Source organism: Paenibacillus sp. FSL H8-0548 (assembly GCF_038630985.1).
In the GTDB taxonomy this organism is placed as follows: domain Bacteria; phylum Bacillota; class Bacilli; order Paenibacillales; family Paenibacillaceae; genus Pristimantibacillus.
In genome coordinates this window covers 3,854,087-3,869,229 of record NZ_CP152049.1, presented here as the reverse complement: position 1 = coordinate 3,869,229, position 15,143 = coordinate 3,854,087, and the positions used below count along the sequence as shown (strand labels likewise).

Annotated in this window: 15 protein-coding genes; 11 read left to right on the top strand and 4 right to left on the bottom strand. The window is 42.0% G+C overall.

Translation table 11 applies throughout. The annotated features are described in order from the left end of the window. Nucleotides 1-35 precede the first annotated feature (35 nt). The 5 genes from MHI37_RS16475 (at nucleotide 36) to MHI37_RS16455 (ending at nucleotide 4,527) form a co-directional block, all read left to right on the top strand. On the top strand, nucleotides 36-1,352 hold the full coding sequence (locus tag MHI37_RS16475) for a sensor histidine kinase (RefSeq protein WP_076334698.1): 1,317 nt from the start codon (nucleotides 36-38) through the stop codon (nucleotides 1,350-1,352). A 21-nt stretch (nucleotides 1,353-1,373) separates the two neighbouring features. Beyond that, entirely contained in the window at nucleotides 1,374-2,012 is a 639-nt protein-coding gene (locus MHI37_RS16470) for a response regulator transcription factor (protein ID WP_076334699.1), read from the top strand. A gap of 118 nt (nucleotides 2,013-2,130) precedes the next feature. Beyond that, a complete protein-coding gene (locus MHI37_RS16465) occupies nucleotides 2,131-2,613 on the top strand; it encodes a DCC1-like thiol-disulfide oxidoreductase family protein (protein WP_083676018.1) in 483 nt (160 codons plus the stop codon). A gap of 163 nt (nucleotides 2,614-2,776) precedes the next feature. Further along, nucleotides 2,777-3,652 (top strand): radical SAM/SPASM domain-containing protein, encoded by an 876-nt coding sequence (locus tag MHI37_RS16460; protein ID WP_076334700.1) that lies wholly within the window; start codon nucleotides 2,777-2,779, stop codon nucleotides 3,650-3,652. Between the two features lie 32 nt (nucleotides 3,653-3,684). Then, nucleotides 3,685-4,527 carry an undecaprenyl-diphosphate phosphatase gene (locus MHI37_RS16455; protein ID WP_076334701.1) on the top strand — a complete coding sequence of 281 codons (843 nt, stop codon included), beginning with the start codon at nucleotides 3,685-3,687 and terminating at the stop codon, nucleotides 4,525-4,527. Nucleotides 4,528-4,582: 55 nt separating this feature from the next. Here the strand turns inward: MHI37_RS16455 and MHI37_RS16450 are convergent, their stop codons facing one another. Together MHI37_RS16450 and MHI37_RS16445 are read right to left on the bottom strand one after the other, a co-directional pair. After that, on the bottom strand, nucleotides 4,583-5,818 hold the full coding sequence (locus MHI37_RS16450; RefSeq protein WP_083676019.1) for a voltage-gated chloride channel family protein: 1,236 nt from the start codon (nucleotides 5,816-5,818) through the stop codon (nucleotides 4,583-4,585). An 86-nt stretch (nucleotides 5,819-5,904) separates the two neighbouring features. Beyond that, nucleotides 5,905-6,315, bottom strand: a complete 411-nt coding sequence (locus MHI37_RS16445; protein WP_076334702.1) for a DUF5658 family protein — start codon at nucleotides 6,313-6,315, stop codon at nucleotides 5,905-5,907. Nucleotides 6,316-6,506: 191 nt separating this feature from the next. Here MHI37_RS16445 and MHI37_RS16440 point away from each other — a divergent pair, with 191 nt between their 5' ends. From MHI37_RS16440 to MHI37_RS16420, 5 genes are all read left to right on the top strand, one after another. Continuing rightward, nucleotides 6,507-8,444, top strand: a complete 1,938-nt coding sequence (locus MHI37_RS16440; RefSeq protein ID WP_076334703.1) for an ATP-dependent DNA helicase — start codon at nucleotides 6,507-6,509, stop codon at nucleotides 8,442-8,444. Nucleotides 8,445-8,761: 317 nt separating this feature from the next. Next, a complete protein-coding gene (locus MHI37_RS16435; protein ID WP_083676035.1) occupies nucleotides 8,762-10,183 on the top strand; it encodes a spore germination protein in 1,422 nt (473 codons plus the stop codon). A 25-nt stretch (nucleotides 10,184-10,208) separates the two neighbouring features. Beyond that, the gene (locus MHI37_RS16430; RefSeq protein ID WP_076334705.1) at nucleotides 10,209-11,303 is read left to right on the top strand and encodes a spore germination protein; all 1,095 of its coding nucleotides are present in this window, start codon (nucleotides 10,209-10,211) and stop codon (nucleotides 11,301-11,303) included. Beyond that, the gene (locus MHI37_RS16425; RefSeq protein WP_076334706.1) at nucleotides 11,303-12,517 is read left to right on the top strand and encodes a Ger(x)C family spore germination protein; all 1,215 of its coding nucleotides are present in this window, start codon (nucleotides 11,303-11,305) and stop codon (nucleotides 12,515-12,517) included. The genes MHI37_RS16430 and MHI37_RS16425 overlap by 1 nt, the downstream gene beginning before the upstream one ends. Nucleotides 12,518-12,662: 145 nt before the next feature. Beyond that, nucleotides 12,663-13,598, top strand: a complete 936-nt coding sequence (locus MHI37_RS16420; RefSeq protein WP_076334846.1) for a tyrosine-type recombinase/integrase — start codon at nucleotides 12,663-12,665, stop codon at nucleotides 13,596-13,598. A gap of 19 nt (nucleotides 13,599-13,617) precedes the next feature. On the opposite strand, the gene MHI37_RS16415 is transcribed toward MHI37_RS16420, so the two are convergent. Continuing rightward, on the bottom strand, nucleotides 13,618-13,806 hold the full coding sequence (locus tag MHI37_RS16415; protein ID WP_256709594.1) for a hypothetical protein: 189 nt from the start codon (nucleotides 13,804-13,806) through the stop codon (nucleotides 13,618-13,620). 7 nt (nucleotides 13,807-13,813) lie between these two features. Further along, complete coding sequence (locus tag MHI37_RS16410; protein WP_342556493.1) at nucleotides 13,814-13,921, bottom strand: hypothetical protein; 108 nt, start codon at nucleotides 13,919-13,921, stop codon at nucleotides 13,814-13,816. Nucleotides 13,922-14,186: 265 nt separating this feature from the next. Here MHI37_RS16410 and MHI37_RS16405 point away from each other — a divergent pair, with 265 nt between their 5' ends. Continuing rightward, nucleotides 14,187-15,140, top strand: coding sequence for an ABC transporter permease subunit (locus MHI37_RS16405; protein WP_076334708.1), 954 nt, complete (start codon nucleotides 14,187-14,189; stop codon nucleotides 15,138-15,140). Nucleotides 15,141-15,143 lie beyond the last annotated feature (3 nt).

Below are 15,143 nucleotides of genomic sequence, written 5' to 3'. Positions count from 1 at the left end.
AAACATACCAAGTGATGACAGGATGGTATCCCAGCATGCTCTTTTATTTCTTAGCATTATTTACAGCAGCCGTGATCGTAATTCTAAACAATCGCCATAATGAATCGAATCGTTGGGCTTCTTTTTTCTTATGCAGTGCTTCTATCGGAGGGCTCGCTGCTATTTTTTTGGAATATGAGTTTTTCACAGCAGCTAAAATTATGCAATTTATCAACTATACCTTTACGCCTTATGCCATCATGGTCTTTAGCTTCTCATACACCGGATTAATGGGCTTCAAGCACACTCGAATAAAGCTCAAGCTTTATTTGTCTATTCCCATTCTCTTCATGATGGTTTTGTTTCTTCTGCTCGAGTATTCGAAATTGTTTTTCGTAGTGCTGCTTCTTTGGAGTGCACCCTACTATCTATTTTCTTGCTATATATTAGTCGTCTCGTTCTGGAGAGAGCGTGATATTCGATTAAAGCGGAGTCGATTCATCACAGCGATTATTATTGTACCTACACTTATTGCTGTTCTTTTATTCATTTATGTAGCCAAGGTAATCTCACCTGACTTTGAGTTTTTTAATTATATAGCGGTGTTTATTATCTATTCGCTAGCGGTAGGATTGCTTTGTACATTTATGTATGGTGTACTGGGCGTGAAGCTCCGCTTTGAGCATGATCCGATGGAGAGCACAATGAGGGCAGTCAGTACAGGCACGTCAATGCTGAATCACACCATAAAAAACGAGATTGGCAAAATCGCCATTAGTACAGAGAACTTAAAAGACTTGTTCCCTGACTCTAATGAGCAATCGAAGCAGCATATGCAGATCATTACGAATGCTTCTCATCATATGCTTGAGATGGTGAACCGGATTCACAGTCAGATGAAAGATATTATCCTTCACGAAGAACGGATTCGGCTAGACCAGCTAATCGACGAATGCCTTATGCAGCATGAGGGACTCTTTAGCAAGCATCGGGTCACCGTTAAGTGTGTATACGAGCTGCGGCCTGTGCTATTATGTGATGCGGTTCACATCGGCGAGGCACTTGGGAATGTATTGATGAATGCCTGTGAGGCTATGCCAGATGGAGGAACGATAGAGATTACGCTTGCTGCGCATAAGAGCGGGATCGAGTTATCTATTCATGACAGCGGCATCGGCATATCTGATCTTAAACAAGGAAAAGTATTCGATCCTTTTTATAGCAGTGGGAAAACTGGTCGTAATTTTGGACTCGGTTTATCGTATGTGTACAATGTGATACAGAAAAGCGGAGCAAAAATTGAGCTTGTCAGCCAAGAGGGCCGAGGCACTCGAGTCAGCTTCATTTGGCCGAAGAAAAAGCTGCTACAATAAATAAGGCAGGAGGTAATCAGCCTGAGCCATATTAAAGTATTTATCGTCGAGGATGATACGGACTGGATTAAATCGCTCACGTCATTTCTTAATAGAGAATCAGACATGCTTGTGGTTGGCGCCGTAACCAATTCGAGTGATGCGCTGAGTGTGGCGCAAACGATCTCCTTCGATGTTATATTAATGGATATTCATTTAGAAGGCAGCAAGCTTGATGGTATTCAGACAGCCATGCTGCTGCATGAGTCCTCATCTGCAAAAATTATTATGTTAACCTCATTAAGTGATGAACAAGCGATGACACGTGCCTTTACAGCTGGAGCTCTGCAGTATTTGGATAAGACGCGTTTCCAAGAGCTTCCTCAAACCATTCGCAGTGTCTATCATCATCCTGCGCCAATGGAGGCATTGCTTAAAGAGTTTGCAAGGTTAAAGCGCGAGGAGCAGCTAAAGGAATTGACTGGCGCAGAACGTGTGGTGTTTGAACTGATTGAAGCAGGCTATACACAGTCGCAAATCGAACAAAAGCTGTTCAAGGCTGAAAGCACGCTCAAAAATCAGGTGAACAAAATGCTTAAGAAATTTGGCGTACGCAGCAGTAAAGAGGCAGTAGAGAAGGTTAGAAGAAGAGGCTTGCTTCAAAGAGAAGAAAAGGAATAATAGCTGTTCATAGTGAAGAGGGGGACTACGATTCGTAGTCCCCCTCTTCTTGCTGTACTACGAAAGTTGGCACTGCAAGAGGAGGCTCATTCCCTTGTAAACTGAGAGGAGAGAGGAAGTGAGAGGTGTGAAGCGAGGCGATCAATATCAAGCTGTATATGCTGTGCTGTTAATTGATGGACAATGCTACCTCTGCAATCGGATTACACAATTTGTAGTGAAGAGAGATAAAGCGAAAGTGTTTCGTTTTGCGACACTGCAATCACCGATCGGACAACGGCTGCTGCAGGAGGGGCAGTTGTCTTTAGTGGATATGAATACATTTGTAATGGTTCAGGGAGACGATTATTTTATAAAATCTGATGCTGCTTTACGTGTTCTAAGTAAACTGGATGGTTGGTGGCGAATCTTATATCTATTTATCATTGTCCCTCGATCTTTGCGAGACGTTGTTTATGACATCAATGCTCAAAACCGCTTCCGCTGGTTTGGGGCGCCCGAAGAATGCTTAATACCAACGCATGATTTAAGGAGCAGATTTTTGGAGGATGGTGTTTTATTTGCGAGCAAGGAGAGTGAGGGGCATTTGGATGAAAAATAAACCTATTTACGTCGAAGCAATTCCGATCGGTATAAGGCCTATTCGTGAAGAAGAAAGAGAATAAGTATCGACTTTTTTGTCACTGACCTTCTTACGTTGTATAATAGCAATAGTAACGATAGGGGTCAGATGCTGAACCCATAGGGAATGGAGTATCAGGGAAATGAAAAAGTTCAAAAAGTTTTATATAGAGACAACAAGCATTTGTAATTTATCATGCAGTTTTTGTCCGCCTACGCTTCGTGCGAAGGGGTTTATTAAAGTAGAGGACTTCAAAAAAACACTCGATCAAATTAAGCCGCACACCGATTATATTTACTTCCATGTGAAAGGTGAGCCGATGCTGCATCCGAAAATGGATGAGCTGCTCGATATCAGCCATGAGAAGGGCTTTAAAGTAAATATTACATCAAATGGAACACTGATTACTAAAAACAAAGAGAAGCTGTTAAATAAACCGGCGCTGCGCCAAATTAATTTTTCACTGCACAGCTTTGATGGTCATGCTGGCTCGACCAATAAAGAGGGCTATCTTGCGGAAATTTTAACGTTCGTTAAAGAAGCGGTAGCCACTAGCAATGTTATTATTTCGTTTCGATTATGGAATTTGGACATGGATAATGATGCTAATCAGCAAAAAAATAAAAATCGCGAGCTGCTCGGCATGATTGAAAAGGCATTCGATCTCGATTACAAAATTGAGGAGAAGTTTATTCCAGGCACGGGCGTTAAGATTGCAGATCGTATTTATTTGAACCAAGATCCTGAATTCAAATGGCCTGATTTGAAGGAGCCCGAATATAATGGCAAAGGTTTCTGTCATGCGCTCCGCAATCAGGCAGGCATTCTTATAGATGGAACGGTTATTCCTTGCTGCTTAGATGGAGAGGGAGTCATTAATTTGGGCAACATTCATGACACTCACTTCTCAGAGATTGTTGAAAATGATAGAGCAACCAAGCTGTACGAGGGCTTCTCTAGACGGGAAGCAGTTGAAGAGCTATGCCGCAAATGCGGCTATCGTCAGCGCTTTGGCTGATTATTCTAGTAGGTTAGGAGTTTTAACGAATCATGGACTTTTTTATTATTTTAAAAGCGATTATTTTGGGTATTGTGGAGGGATTAACGGAGTTTGCCCCCGTTTCCTCTACAGGGCATATGGTCATTGTCGATGATATGTGGCTCCAATCCGAAGCGTATTTGACGAAATATGTTGCGAATACGTTTAAAATCGTCATCCAGCTTGGTTCAATTCTAGCAGTAGTCATTATTTTCCGAAATCGTTTCATTGATCTGCTTGGCTTGCGAAGCAAGCAGAATAAAGCAGAGCAAGAGACTTCGGCGCCTCAAAAAAGACTGAAGCTTACTCATGTTCTGGTTGGCTTGATTCCAGCTGGTGTTGTTGGACTTCTATTCGATGATTACATAGATGAGTATTTATTTTCCATACGCACTGTACTTGTCGGGCTTGTAATTGGAGCTGTATTTATGATTATTGCAGATCGATTCCGTCCAGCGAAGACAAAGATCGAGTCCGTGGACCAAATTACGTACAAGCAGGCTCTCTCTGTTGGTCTGATTCAATGCTTATCGCTTTGGCCAGGCTTTTCCCGTTCGGGATCAACGATTTCTGGCGGTGTGTTACTCGGCATGAGCCATCGTGCAGCTGCTGATTTCACTTTCATTATGGCAGTACCCATTATGGCTGGAGCTAGCTTACTCTCCTTGGCAAAAAACTGGCAGTACTTCACGCTAGAATCTTTGCCGTTCTTTATTGCAGGCTTCCTAAGCGCATTCGTCTTTGCACTTCTTTCCATCCGTTTCTTCTTAAAGCTAATAAACAAAATCAAGCTCATTCCATTTGCTATTTATAGAATCGTGCTTGCTGCTGTCATCTATATCGTTTATTTCTAAAAATAAACTTAAAAGGCCTGCACCCCATTAGGGGCTGCAGGCCTTTTTGGATTCCCTATATTTCTCGGGATGAAAAAACCTCAATAAGTTTTTGGGCTTCATAGATACCGATTCTACCAGAGCAGAGGTAAGCGATCACGCAGCCGATAAATAAATAAATGGCCCCTTCGGAGCCGAATAATTCGATCCCCATAATAAAACAGGCAAGCGGCGTTTTGGCAGCACCGCTAAAGACGGAGACGAAGCCAATGGCAGCAAGGAGTGGAACAGGTGCTGCAAGAAGACCTGCGATCGCGCTGCCAAGCGTTGCGCCTATAACGAAGAGTGGAGTTACCTCGCCGCCCTGAAAGCCACTACCAAGTGTTAACGATGTAAATAGTGTTTTTAGTAGAAAGGCGACAGGCGAAGCTGCTTCTTGAAAGGCTTGTTGAATTAATGGAATACCAAGACCCAAATATTGACGAGATCCAAGCGCATAGACAAGCCCAATGATTACAAAACCGCCTACGGCACTTTTTATAACAGGATTCGGTATCCATTTGCTAAACAGCTTTTTAAAACCTCGCGTGAGCTGTGTGAATAGCAGCGCAGCCAAACCAAATAATATAGCGGCAACTATGATTTTGATGAGCAGCAGCCACTGGAGCGGAGGAATACTGCCGATAGCAAAATGAATATGCTCAATTCCCCAGGCTGTCGTTACCAAATGACCTACATAGCTGGCAATTAAACAGGGAAGCAGCGCCTCGTAGCTAATTAATCCAATGGCAAGTACCTCTAATCCAAAAATAGTTCCTGCTAGGGGTGTACCGAATACAGCGCCAAAGCCGCTGCTGATGCCGCATATGAGTATAATTTTGCGATCCAAAGCTTTCAGCTTAAACCATTTGCCGACCCACTCGGATAAGCTGCCTCCCATTTGAACCGCAGTACCCTCGCGACCTGCAGATCCTCCGAATAGATGGGTAATAAGCGTACCTACGAGAACAAGCGGAGCCATTCGCAGTGGAATGGCACCATCACCGGAGTGAATTTGCTCAATAATTAAATTGTTTCCTTTTCCTGATTCTTTTCCTAGCTTAAGGTATAGAAGACTTACTAGCGCTCCCCCTGCAGGAAGGAACCATAGCAGCCAAGGTTGATGTAATCTTGTTTCAGTGACCCAGTCAAGGCTTCCGAGAAATAAGGCAGAAGCGGAGCCCGTTAGAATTCCGACTATTCCTGAAATGAGGAGCCATTTGAGCATGTAAATGGTAAGTTTAAGCGGTGCTAATGATCTTGCTTTAAGCATGATGAGGAACTCCCCTGATTTTCTAATTACGGTGAGCAAACTTCTATTAGTTATTATACCGTACACGTATCAGAGGTAAAGCTATTTTAGAAAAGATCAAGTGTAATAGACCCGGCTTGTATGCCAAAGGAAAACCAAAGGAAGTGATAAATATTTACGATAAAGTAGAGTAGAGCAGTAAGAAGAATACAAGGGTTTATCCATACACGTCTGCTTGTCCGGTAATAAATAAGGATCAGGAGCAGTGGGAGGATTACCTTCATCGAGTAATAGGCAATGATATTCCATTCATAAATACTTTTTACAAGTGGGTTTAATTCGTCAATGACCTGCAATCGCAAGCCAATGTCAGTAAAAGCAGCATCAGCAAAGCATAGAAAAAGCAAACCGAAGAGCAGTGGCTTTAAATCCCAATGTTTGATCATAGCGATGGCCCAGATACCTCCGTAATGGAACGAAATTGCGATTAAATCGCATATTAAATGCATATGTCTCATATGGATTAACATTCCTAAGAGTTGAGCTAACGATTCGTCTGCGCCCGAGAGTAGAGTCATATATCTAAGATATTTGACGTATTAATAATTTTAATGGTATATTTGACTGTACGATTAGTACAGGAGATTTCACAAACGGCTGCGTGCTTGCACGCAGCCGTTTGTGCCTACTATATGGAGGCAAGCTACCCGTGAACAAATATCCTTTTGATTTTGACCCGAAACAGCCGTTTATCCAACAAGCAAGCGATTGGATTGCTGATGTTTTTTATGAGAAGCTGCCCGATGCCGGCTTTGAAATTAGAGATGAGCAGATTTATATGGCATTTCAGCTGGAACGCGCGTTTGCAGATAAACAAACTATTTTTGCTGAAGCTGGTGTAGGTACGGGAAAAACGTTCGTCTATTTGCTGTATGCGATTAGCTACGCCCGGTATACTAGAAAGCCGGCCATTATCGCATGTGCTGATGAATCATTAATTGAGCAGCTCGTAAAGCCTGAAGGGGATATTGCGAAGCTGGCCCGTTATTTGGATTTGACCATTGACGCAAGACTTGGAAAATCTGCAGATCAATATATTTGTTTGAATAAGCTGGATGTTGCTAGGAACGGTCAGGATGACGCAGAGCTATACGACAGTATATATCGCGAGCTTCCTAGCTTCGTGCATAAGCCAGATTCGATGCAAAGCTTCCATCCTTACGGAAATCGCAAGGAGTATCCGAACTTAAACGATGATCAGTGGAATGAACTCGGCTGGGATGTATTCCAAGATTGTTTGGTATGTGACGTTAGACATCGCTGTGGACAGACGCTGTCACGGGATCATTATCGCAAAGCTGTTGATGTGATTATATGCTCGCATGATTTCTATATGGAGCATATTTGGACGTATGAGGCTAGAAAACGTGAAGGTCAGCTGCCCTTGCTGCCCGAGTACAGCTCCGTCGTATTTGATGAGGGGCATTTGCTGGAAACTGCTGCTCAGCAGGCGCTAACCTACAAGCTCAATCATGCTGTTTTTGAAGGAATCGTTCTGCGTCTGCTTCAGGAGGAAATTCGTGAATCGCTGGCAGTCGCTGTCGAGGATGCGATTAGTCAAAGTGAGTATTTGTTTAAAATGATAAATAAAGATAGTCGGAAGGTACCTGCTTCGGATCGCAAGGAGATTATTTGGAGCGACGAATTAATTCGTGAAATTAATCGATTGCAGGATACTCTTTCTGTAATTGAAGAGGAGCTCGTCTTCGAAAGCGGACTATACACAATCGATACGTATCAACTGAAAATTGTAGAAGAGCATCTGGAAATGATCCAATTTGCGTTATCGCTGTTCAAGAAAGAGGATAAGCCAATTAGCTGGGTTTCTCAGGATAAAGAAGGAACGACGCTTGTGATCATGCCGAAATGGGTCAAAGAGGTGTTGAAGGAGCAAGTATTTTCTCGTAAAATGCCAATCGTATTCTCTTCTGCGACATTATCAGTTAATGGCTCATTTGAATATATGATGGACATACTCGGAATGGACCGCTCTCTATCTTTCTCTGTACCGTCACCATATGATTATGATGAGAAGATGACTGTAGCGTTACCGCAGACGAGTGCTTTATTGACATTAAAGGATAAAGTAAAGGAAACGTATGGCTTCTTGAAGAAGTCAGGCGGGAAAACTCTTATTCTATTCCCATCGCTAGAGCAGTTGGAGCAATTTAAAGAAGAATCGAACAAGCATGAGGATGCCGCTGCCTATACTTTTTACTACGAGGGATCAAGTGAAATCAGCTATTTGATTGAACAGTTCCAAAACGATGAAGCGAGTATTTTATGCGCGGTAACGCTCTGGGAGGGATTGGATATTCCAGGACCATCGTTATCCCAGGTTATCGTGTGGGAGCTCCCGTTTCCTCCGAACGATCCTGTGTTCGCAGCAAGAAGGAATGATGCAGACCAGCCATTTGAGCAGGTAGACATGCCTTATATGCTGCTGCGGCTTAGACAAGGAATAGGTCGCTTGATTCGGACACGCGAGGATAGTGGCAATATTGTAATTTTCGGAGAGAAAATGAATGACAGCTATGTGAGGGAGCAAGTAGAGAGCATCATGCCAACTGGCGTGACAGCTAGTTAGTAATTGGTAGATAACGCTTATACGTGAGAAGAAGGGGAAATAACCCTTCTTCTTTTTTTATTTCATCATATAAAGATCATATTCGTTTATATTCATCATTTTTCGGCAAAAATAGTCATTATTCGGAAAGTATAAAGAAGAACGGAGTGAATAGCATTGTTCACATCGGATATCATTAATATCCCCACCTGGAGAATACTGGTGCAAGCTTTAGTTTGTTTCGTTATTCCGCTTCTTATTTCCTTTATTTTCAAACGTATTCGACAGTCAGAGGATGAGTGATTCGATTGAGCCATAATATATACAGTCAGCTTGCAATGTTTTATGAACAAAAAAATAATCATTCGGATATTACTATACGTGAGTTTTTGATAGGAAAGCAAGGCGTGAAGGCAGCAATTATATTTACAAATTGCTTAGCTGATCTTGTGACAATTGATCAACATATTCTGAGAGCATTGATGTCCTTGCGAGAGCAGGATGTGCCAATTTCCGAATCCTATTTGATCAATCAGGTATTATCGGTAAGCTATATTTCGTTATCCGATGACATGGATGTCATTCTACCTAAAATATTGATTGGATCGACTGCACTCATCATTGACGGTTTATCGAATGCGATATTGATCAAAACCGCAAATAGTCATTCTCGCAGCATTGAAGAGCCTATTTCGGAGGCACTAGTCAGAGGGCCGCGAACGGGCTTTAATGAAACCTTGTCGGATAATACAGCGCTTTTGCGTAAACACGGGGAAAACGCGAGTCTATCCTTGATCAGTATGCAGGTCGGGGCCCGCGCCAAAAAGGGGCTCATTATTGCTTATATCAAGGACCTAGCTGACCCTGCTTTAGTAGAGGAGGTACAGCGTCGTGTCAGTAAAATAAGTATAGATAATTTGCCGGAATCCGGTTATGTAGAGCAACTAATTGAAGATAATTTTTTAAGCCCCTTTCCGCAGGTACAAAGTACAGAAAGACCAGATCGTGTTATCGGTGCTTTAATGGAGGGAAGAGTCGCTATTTTGCTGGACGGTACACCATTTGCGTTAATTGTTCCCGTAACGTTTAGTATGCTTCTGCAATCTCCAGAGGATTATTACGAAAGATGGCTTGCGGGAACGCTCCTTCGCATGCTGAGATTTTTTGCTGCATTAATCGCTTTACTTACTCCTGCCTTGTATATTTCCTTTATTGCTTTTCATCCGGGATTAATTCCGACAAAGCTGGCGATTTCAATTATTGGTGCAAGAGTGGGTGTGCCTTTTTCCTCTTTGATTGAGGCATTGATTATGGAGGTTGCGATTGAGATTTTACGTGAAGCAGGGCTCCGGCTGCCTAAGCCGATCGGACCGGCGATGGGCATCGTAGGAGGCTTGATTATTGGTGAGGCAGCTGTTCAAGCTGGAATTGTAAGTCCAATTCTAGTTATTGTAGTTTCGGTAACAGCGATTTCCTCCTTTGCGATTCCACAATATAGTGCAGGTATCACACTCCGCATGCTTCGATTTGCCGCTATGTTCTGCTCAGCAGCCTTCGGGATGTATGGCGTGGTTTTATTTTTCTTATTGCTGCTATCGCATATCGTTAAATTGAAGAGCTTTGGTATTCCATATGCAAGCCCAGCCGTACCTTATAGCTTGAGTGATTGGAAGGACTTTTTTGTGCGAATGCCTATTTTTATGATGAAGAAAAGACCGGAAATGCTTCAAAACACCGATAGCAAGAGACAAAAGAAGTAAATATTGCGTTGAGGGAAGGCTTCTTATGAAAAGTAGCTTTAAGGATCGAATAACGACTATTCAAACAGCTGTAATCATATCCAACTTTATGCTGGGCTCCGGTATACTTACGCTGCCGAGGGCAGCAGCCGAAAAAGTTGAAACTCCCGATATATGGCTTTCTGTCATTATCGGTGGATTAGTTGCGATTGCAGCAGGAATAATAATGGCTGTTTTATCCCGAAGTCATGCTGGGAAGACTGTATTTCAATACAATCAAGTGCTGTTGGGTAAATGGATTGGCGGTTTTCTCGGATTATGTTTCGTCGTTTACTTTTTTACGACCTCCGCATATCAACTGCGCGCGATGGCTGAAGTAACTGGTTTGTTTTTGCTGGAAGGTACTCCATCCTGGGCGATTATGATGGTTTTTATGTGGGTGAGCTTATATTTGATGATTGGCGGGATTAATCCGATAGCTAGGTTGTTTGAAATTATTCTCCCTTTAACCATCGTCATTTATTTGCTAGTTATGTTCATGTCCCTTCGAATTTTTGAATGGGATAATTTAAGGCCTTTTTTGGGCCAAGGCTTGATGCCTGTGCTGGCTGGCGTGAAATCCACTTCCTTATCTTTCTTGGGCGTAGAAGTAATATTAGTTTTAACTGCGTTTATGAATACACCTGATAAATCGATTAAAGCGGTGGTATATGGGACTGCAATTCCGCTGCTGTTATATTTACTCACGGTTATTGTTGTCATAGGCGGCCTTTCATTAGAGGGTGTGTTAACGAGAGCATGGCCGACACTCGATCTAATACGAAGCTATGAATTTCCGGGGTTGATCTTTGAGAGGTTTGAGTCGCTTTTACTTGTGATCTGGATTATGCAAATTTATTCAACCTTCACCATTACGTACTTTGTAGCTGCCCTCGGCATCTCTCAAATATTTAAGGTCTCGATCCGGAAATGTTTGTACATCTTATTGCCAATTGTGTTTATTATTTCAACGCTTCCGCAAAATATTAACGTATTGTTCAAGCTTGGCGATTTGCTGGGGCAAACAGCTTTGTATTTATTCCTCCCCATACCAATTCTATTGTTGCTATTGACGAAATGGAGAAAAAGGAGTAATGGCTGATGGGAAAGTACAGCTCGTTCCAAAAACGTTGCTTTCTTAGCATTCTTTGCAGCATGACACTTCTGATGCAGACGGGCTGCTGGAGCAAGGGGGAAATCGAAGACCTTAGTATTTCTGTTGGTCTTGGACTTGATCAAGGTAATGAAACATCATTAGAGAAAAAATTTGATAAGCTTGGCGCCGGATATAAAAAAAAGGATTTAATTACGTACACATTGCAAATTGTAGATAAGCAATCGGAATCAAAAAGCGGAGACGTGAAAAGTGATTCTGGTGCTAAGCCTTATCTAAATGTATCAGAAACGGGTGATTCGTTATTTGAACTGCTTAGAGAATTTTCCACAAGAATGGAGCGTCCTGTTATTGGTCATCATTTAAAGGTTATTATCATTAACGAGCAGCTGTCCCGAAAAATGAGTATGAACAATCTGCTTGATTTTAATTTGCGAGATAATGATATAAGACCTAATTGTCTTGTGTTTATGAGCAGCGGGCTAACCAAAAAAGCGTTGGAGGCAAAGGGGAATTCAGTTATTCCATCTTTCCGTATTTTTGGAATGGTCGGCAATACTTATCGTACGTTTAAAATATTGCCCCCCATGTCTTTGATTAAGGTTGAAGCTAAGATGAATGCTAAAGCTAGTTATATGCTGCAAAATATATTAGCTGTTGACGGTGAAGTGAAATTCTCTGGTGCAGCAGTCATAAAAGGTGCTACACAAAAATTTGTAGGCAGACTCAATGAGGAAGAATTATTAGGCGTAAGCTGGATTATCGGAAAGGGGAAAGGTGGTGTTGTAAAGGCTTATGATGAGAAGACCAAGCAAATCGTAGCTTATGAAATAAAATCAATGAAAAGTAAAATACACTCGCAGTTAAAGGGTGATCAAATAAGCTTTAATGTCCAAATTGAATCAGATGGCAGATTAAGCGAAGAATGGGTTAACCAGGGTCAAACTATGGATGCTGGTTTTATTAAAAGCGTAGAGGAAGCCGCAGAGAAAGAAGTTAAACGAACGATTAAGTTAGGTTTAAATAAAATTCAAAAAGAATATAAAACAGATGTGGCTGGTTTCGGCAAACGCTTCAGTATTGAGCATCCAAAGCAATGGAAGAAAGTAAAGGACGATTGGGATGAACTATTTAGTGAAGCGGATATTCGCTATGACGTAAAGCTGAAAATAACCGAAATGGGTGCGAAAGACGGGCATTAAATGCAAATATCAGAGGTCGAAAAACTGCGTGAAATACATATTTCACGCAGTTTGCTTTTAAAGCTCATTTTCAGCTATGATACTAGGATAGTAGTCACTTAAATAGAGTACATAATAGGAAATTACTGGAGGATTTTCTTTGCAAATGAGACGGCATGAGGTAACGGATAGTTACGGAATTGAATTGGACTTATTTTCTATTTGGATGAAAAATAAAGGAATGACTAAATCTACGCACCAAGCGTATTTGAACGATGTTCGGTATTTTCTGCAATTTGTTCATCCAACCGAGATGAAGCTGATTACGAAAATGGATATTATGCGATATATGGCAAATTGCCGTGAAAAGGGGACAGGGGATGAAGCCCGCAATCGCAAGCTGTCGTCCTTGCGTTCTTTCTTTAAAGCTTTGATTGAGATGGAGCATTTGTCGGGAAACCCCGCAGCGCTTATTGCAAAGTCGAAGCAGGAGAAAAACCGGATTCCGGTTTATTTGGAGGAAAATGAACTGGAAACATTGCTTCAAATGATCACTGGTAAATACTATTTGCGGAATGCTGCGATCGTGCTGCTCATGGCTTACGCTGGCTTGCGGGTCGGAGAAATACACCGCATGAATACGCGGGACCTGCATCAGGACGGATCGCTACATATACTTGGAAAAGGGAGAAAGTGGCGCGTTATGCCGCTTCCTGATGCGTTACAGAACGTGCTGCGTCAAGCGCTTGACGAGCGTAAAGATTCTAGACAGGGAAAGGAACAGCCGTTTTTTGTGTCACAATTCGGGAGAAGGCTTTCCATTCGCATGATTCAGACAATTGCTGATGAGATTATTGCTCGCTTGAAGGTAGAAATGCCCTCACTTGCTGATAAACGAATTTCAAGCCATAAGCTTCGTCACTCATTCGCAACGATGCAAATACGCAGTGGTACCGACATTCGAACGCTGCAGGAGCTGCTTGGCCACGCCAGTATAGAAACCACACAAATATATACACATATCGATAACAAACAGTTAAAGAATGCAATGAATAACATTTCAAGTAAAATACCAACATTTATTAATAATAAAATAAAATGATAACATAATAATAATTATGTTAACTTATTGGTCTGAGAAAAATTAAATACACCCAGCTTTGTATAACAAAGTTTATGCAAGGGTTACTTTGTGGGAAGCTTGGAACCGAGTATGGGCAAACAGGGGGCGGATGGTGTCGACGGAGAAACATTCGCTCTGGATGGTTATGTGTTGTCCAAATAGGTGGCATTGCTGTCAGGGTACACATGACGCTCTCAATGCCGTTCCCATAAAGTTGTTCGACCACCCCAACAAAAAAAGCTCAACTCGATATTGTCCTCCTCGGGTTCCATTGTCGCCCAAGCCAATTCACCGATCCTCACGACATTTATTTCTGCATGCCACCTTCATTAATAAAATATCTTGAGCAACTAGCCTTTCGCTCGCAATTGTACATTCTTTTTTGGTGAAAATGAGGGATAGGACTGTTTTTGCAAATTTGTACTTTCTTGAAAACACGATAAAAACCCTTGATTTTATGCATCAAAATACGATTCCAAAATGTCTAATTGCTGGAAAATGAATGCGCTAACATAATAAAGGTACACCGCTGATGAGGCGATGAACGACACTTGGAGGTGAATAAGGATGAAGCCAATTTCGGCTCCTAGTATGAAGCAGCCATCCCGGAACTTTCGTCCAAGTGTGCTTGCCACACTAAAGAGGGATAGATGGTTGTACTTGCTGCTGCTGCCAGGCGCGCTTTATTTTTTAGTATTCAAATATGTCCCGATGTGGGGCGTACTGCTCGCCTTTAAAAACTATCAGCCGTACACGGGCTTTTGGAACAGCGAGTGGGTTGGTTTGGAGCATTTCAAACTTTTTTTCGCAAATCCAGAATTTTTTATGCTTCTGCGCAACACGTTGTTATTATCGTTATACAATTTAGTTTTTTTCTTTCCAGCGCCAATTGTTATTGCCCTTCTATTAAATGAAGTGAGGCTGGCTTTCTTCAAACGGACGGTTCAAACATTAATTTATGTTCCTCATTTTATCTCAATGGTTATTGTAGCGAGTATGACTTATGTATTTCTTACGACACAGGGTGGACCTGTGAATGCATTGCTGTTCAAATACACAGGAACTACGATTGAGTTTCTAGCCACTACGGAGTGGTTCAGGCCAATCATTATTATTCAATCGATCTGGAAGGAATGCGGATGGGGAACGATTATATTCCTTGCAGCCCTCTCAGGAGTAGATGTGGAACAGTATGAAGCGGCCAAAATTGACGGTGCTAATCGTTGGCGGCAGATCTGGCATATTACACTGCCTGCAATACGCAGTACGATTATTATTTTACTAATACTAAGAATGGGTAATGTTTTGGAAAATGGTTTTGAACAAATTTATTTACTGTTGAACCCGCTCAATCGAGAGGTTGCTGAAGTATTCGATACCTACGTATATTTTATGGGAATTACCCAAGGTGCGTTTAGTTATAGTACAGCAGTGGGATTGTTCAAGTCCGTAATCGGAGTCATTCTAGTACTCGGTACTAATTCCTTGGCCAAACGATTCGGACAATCAGGTCTGTATTAGGAG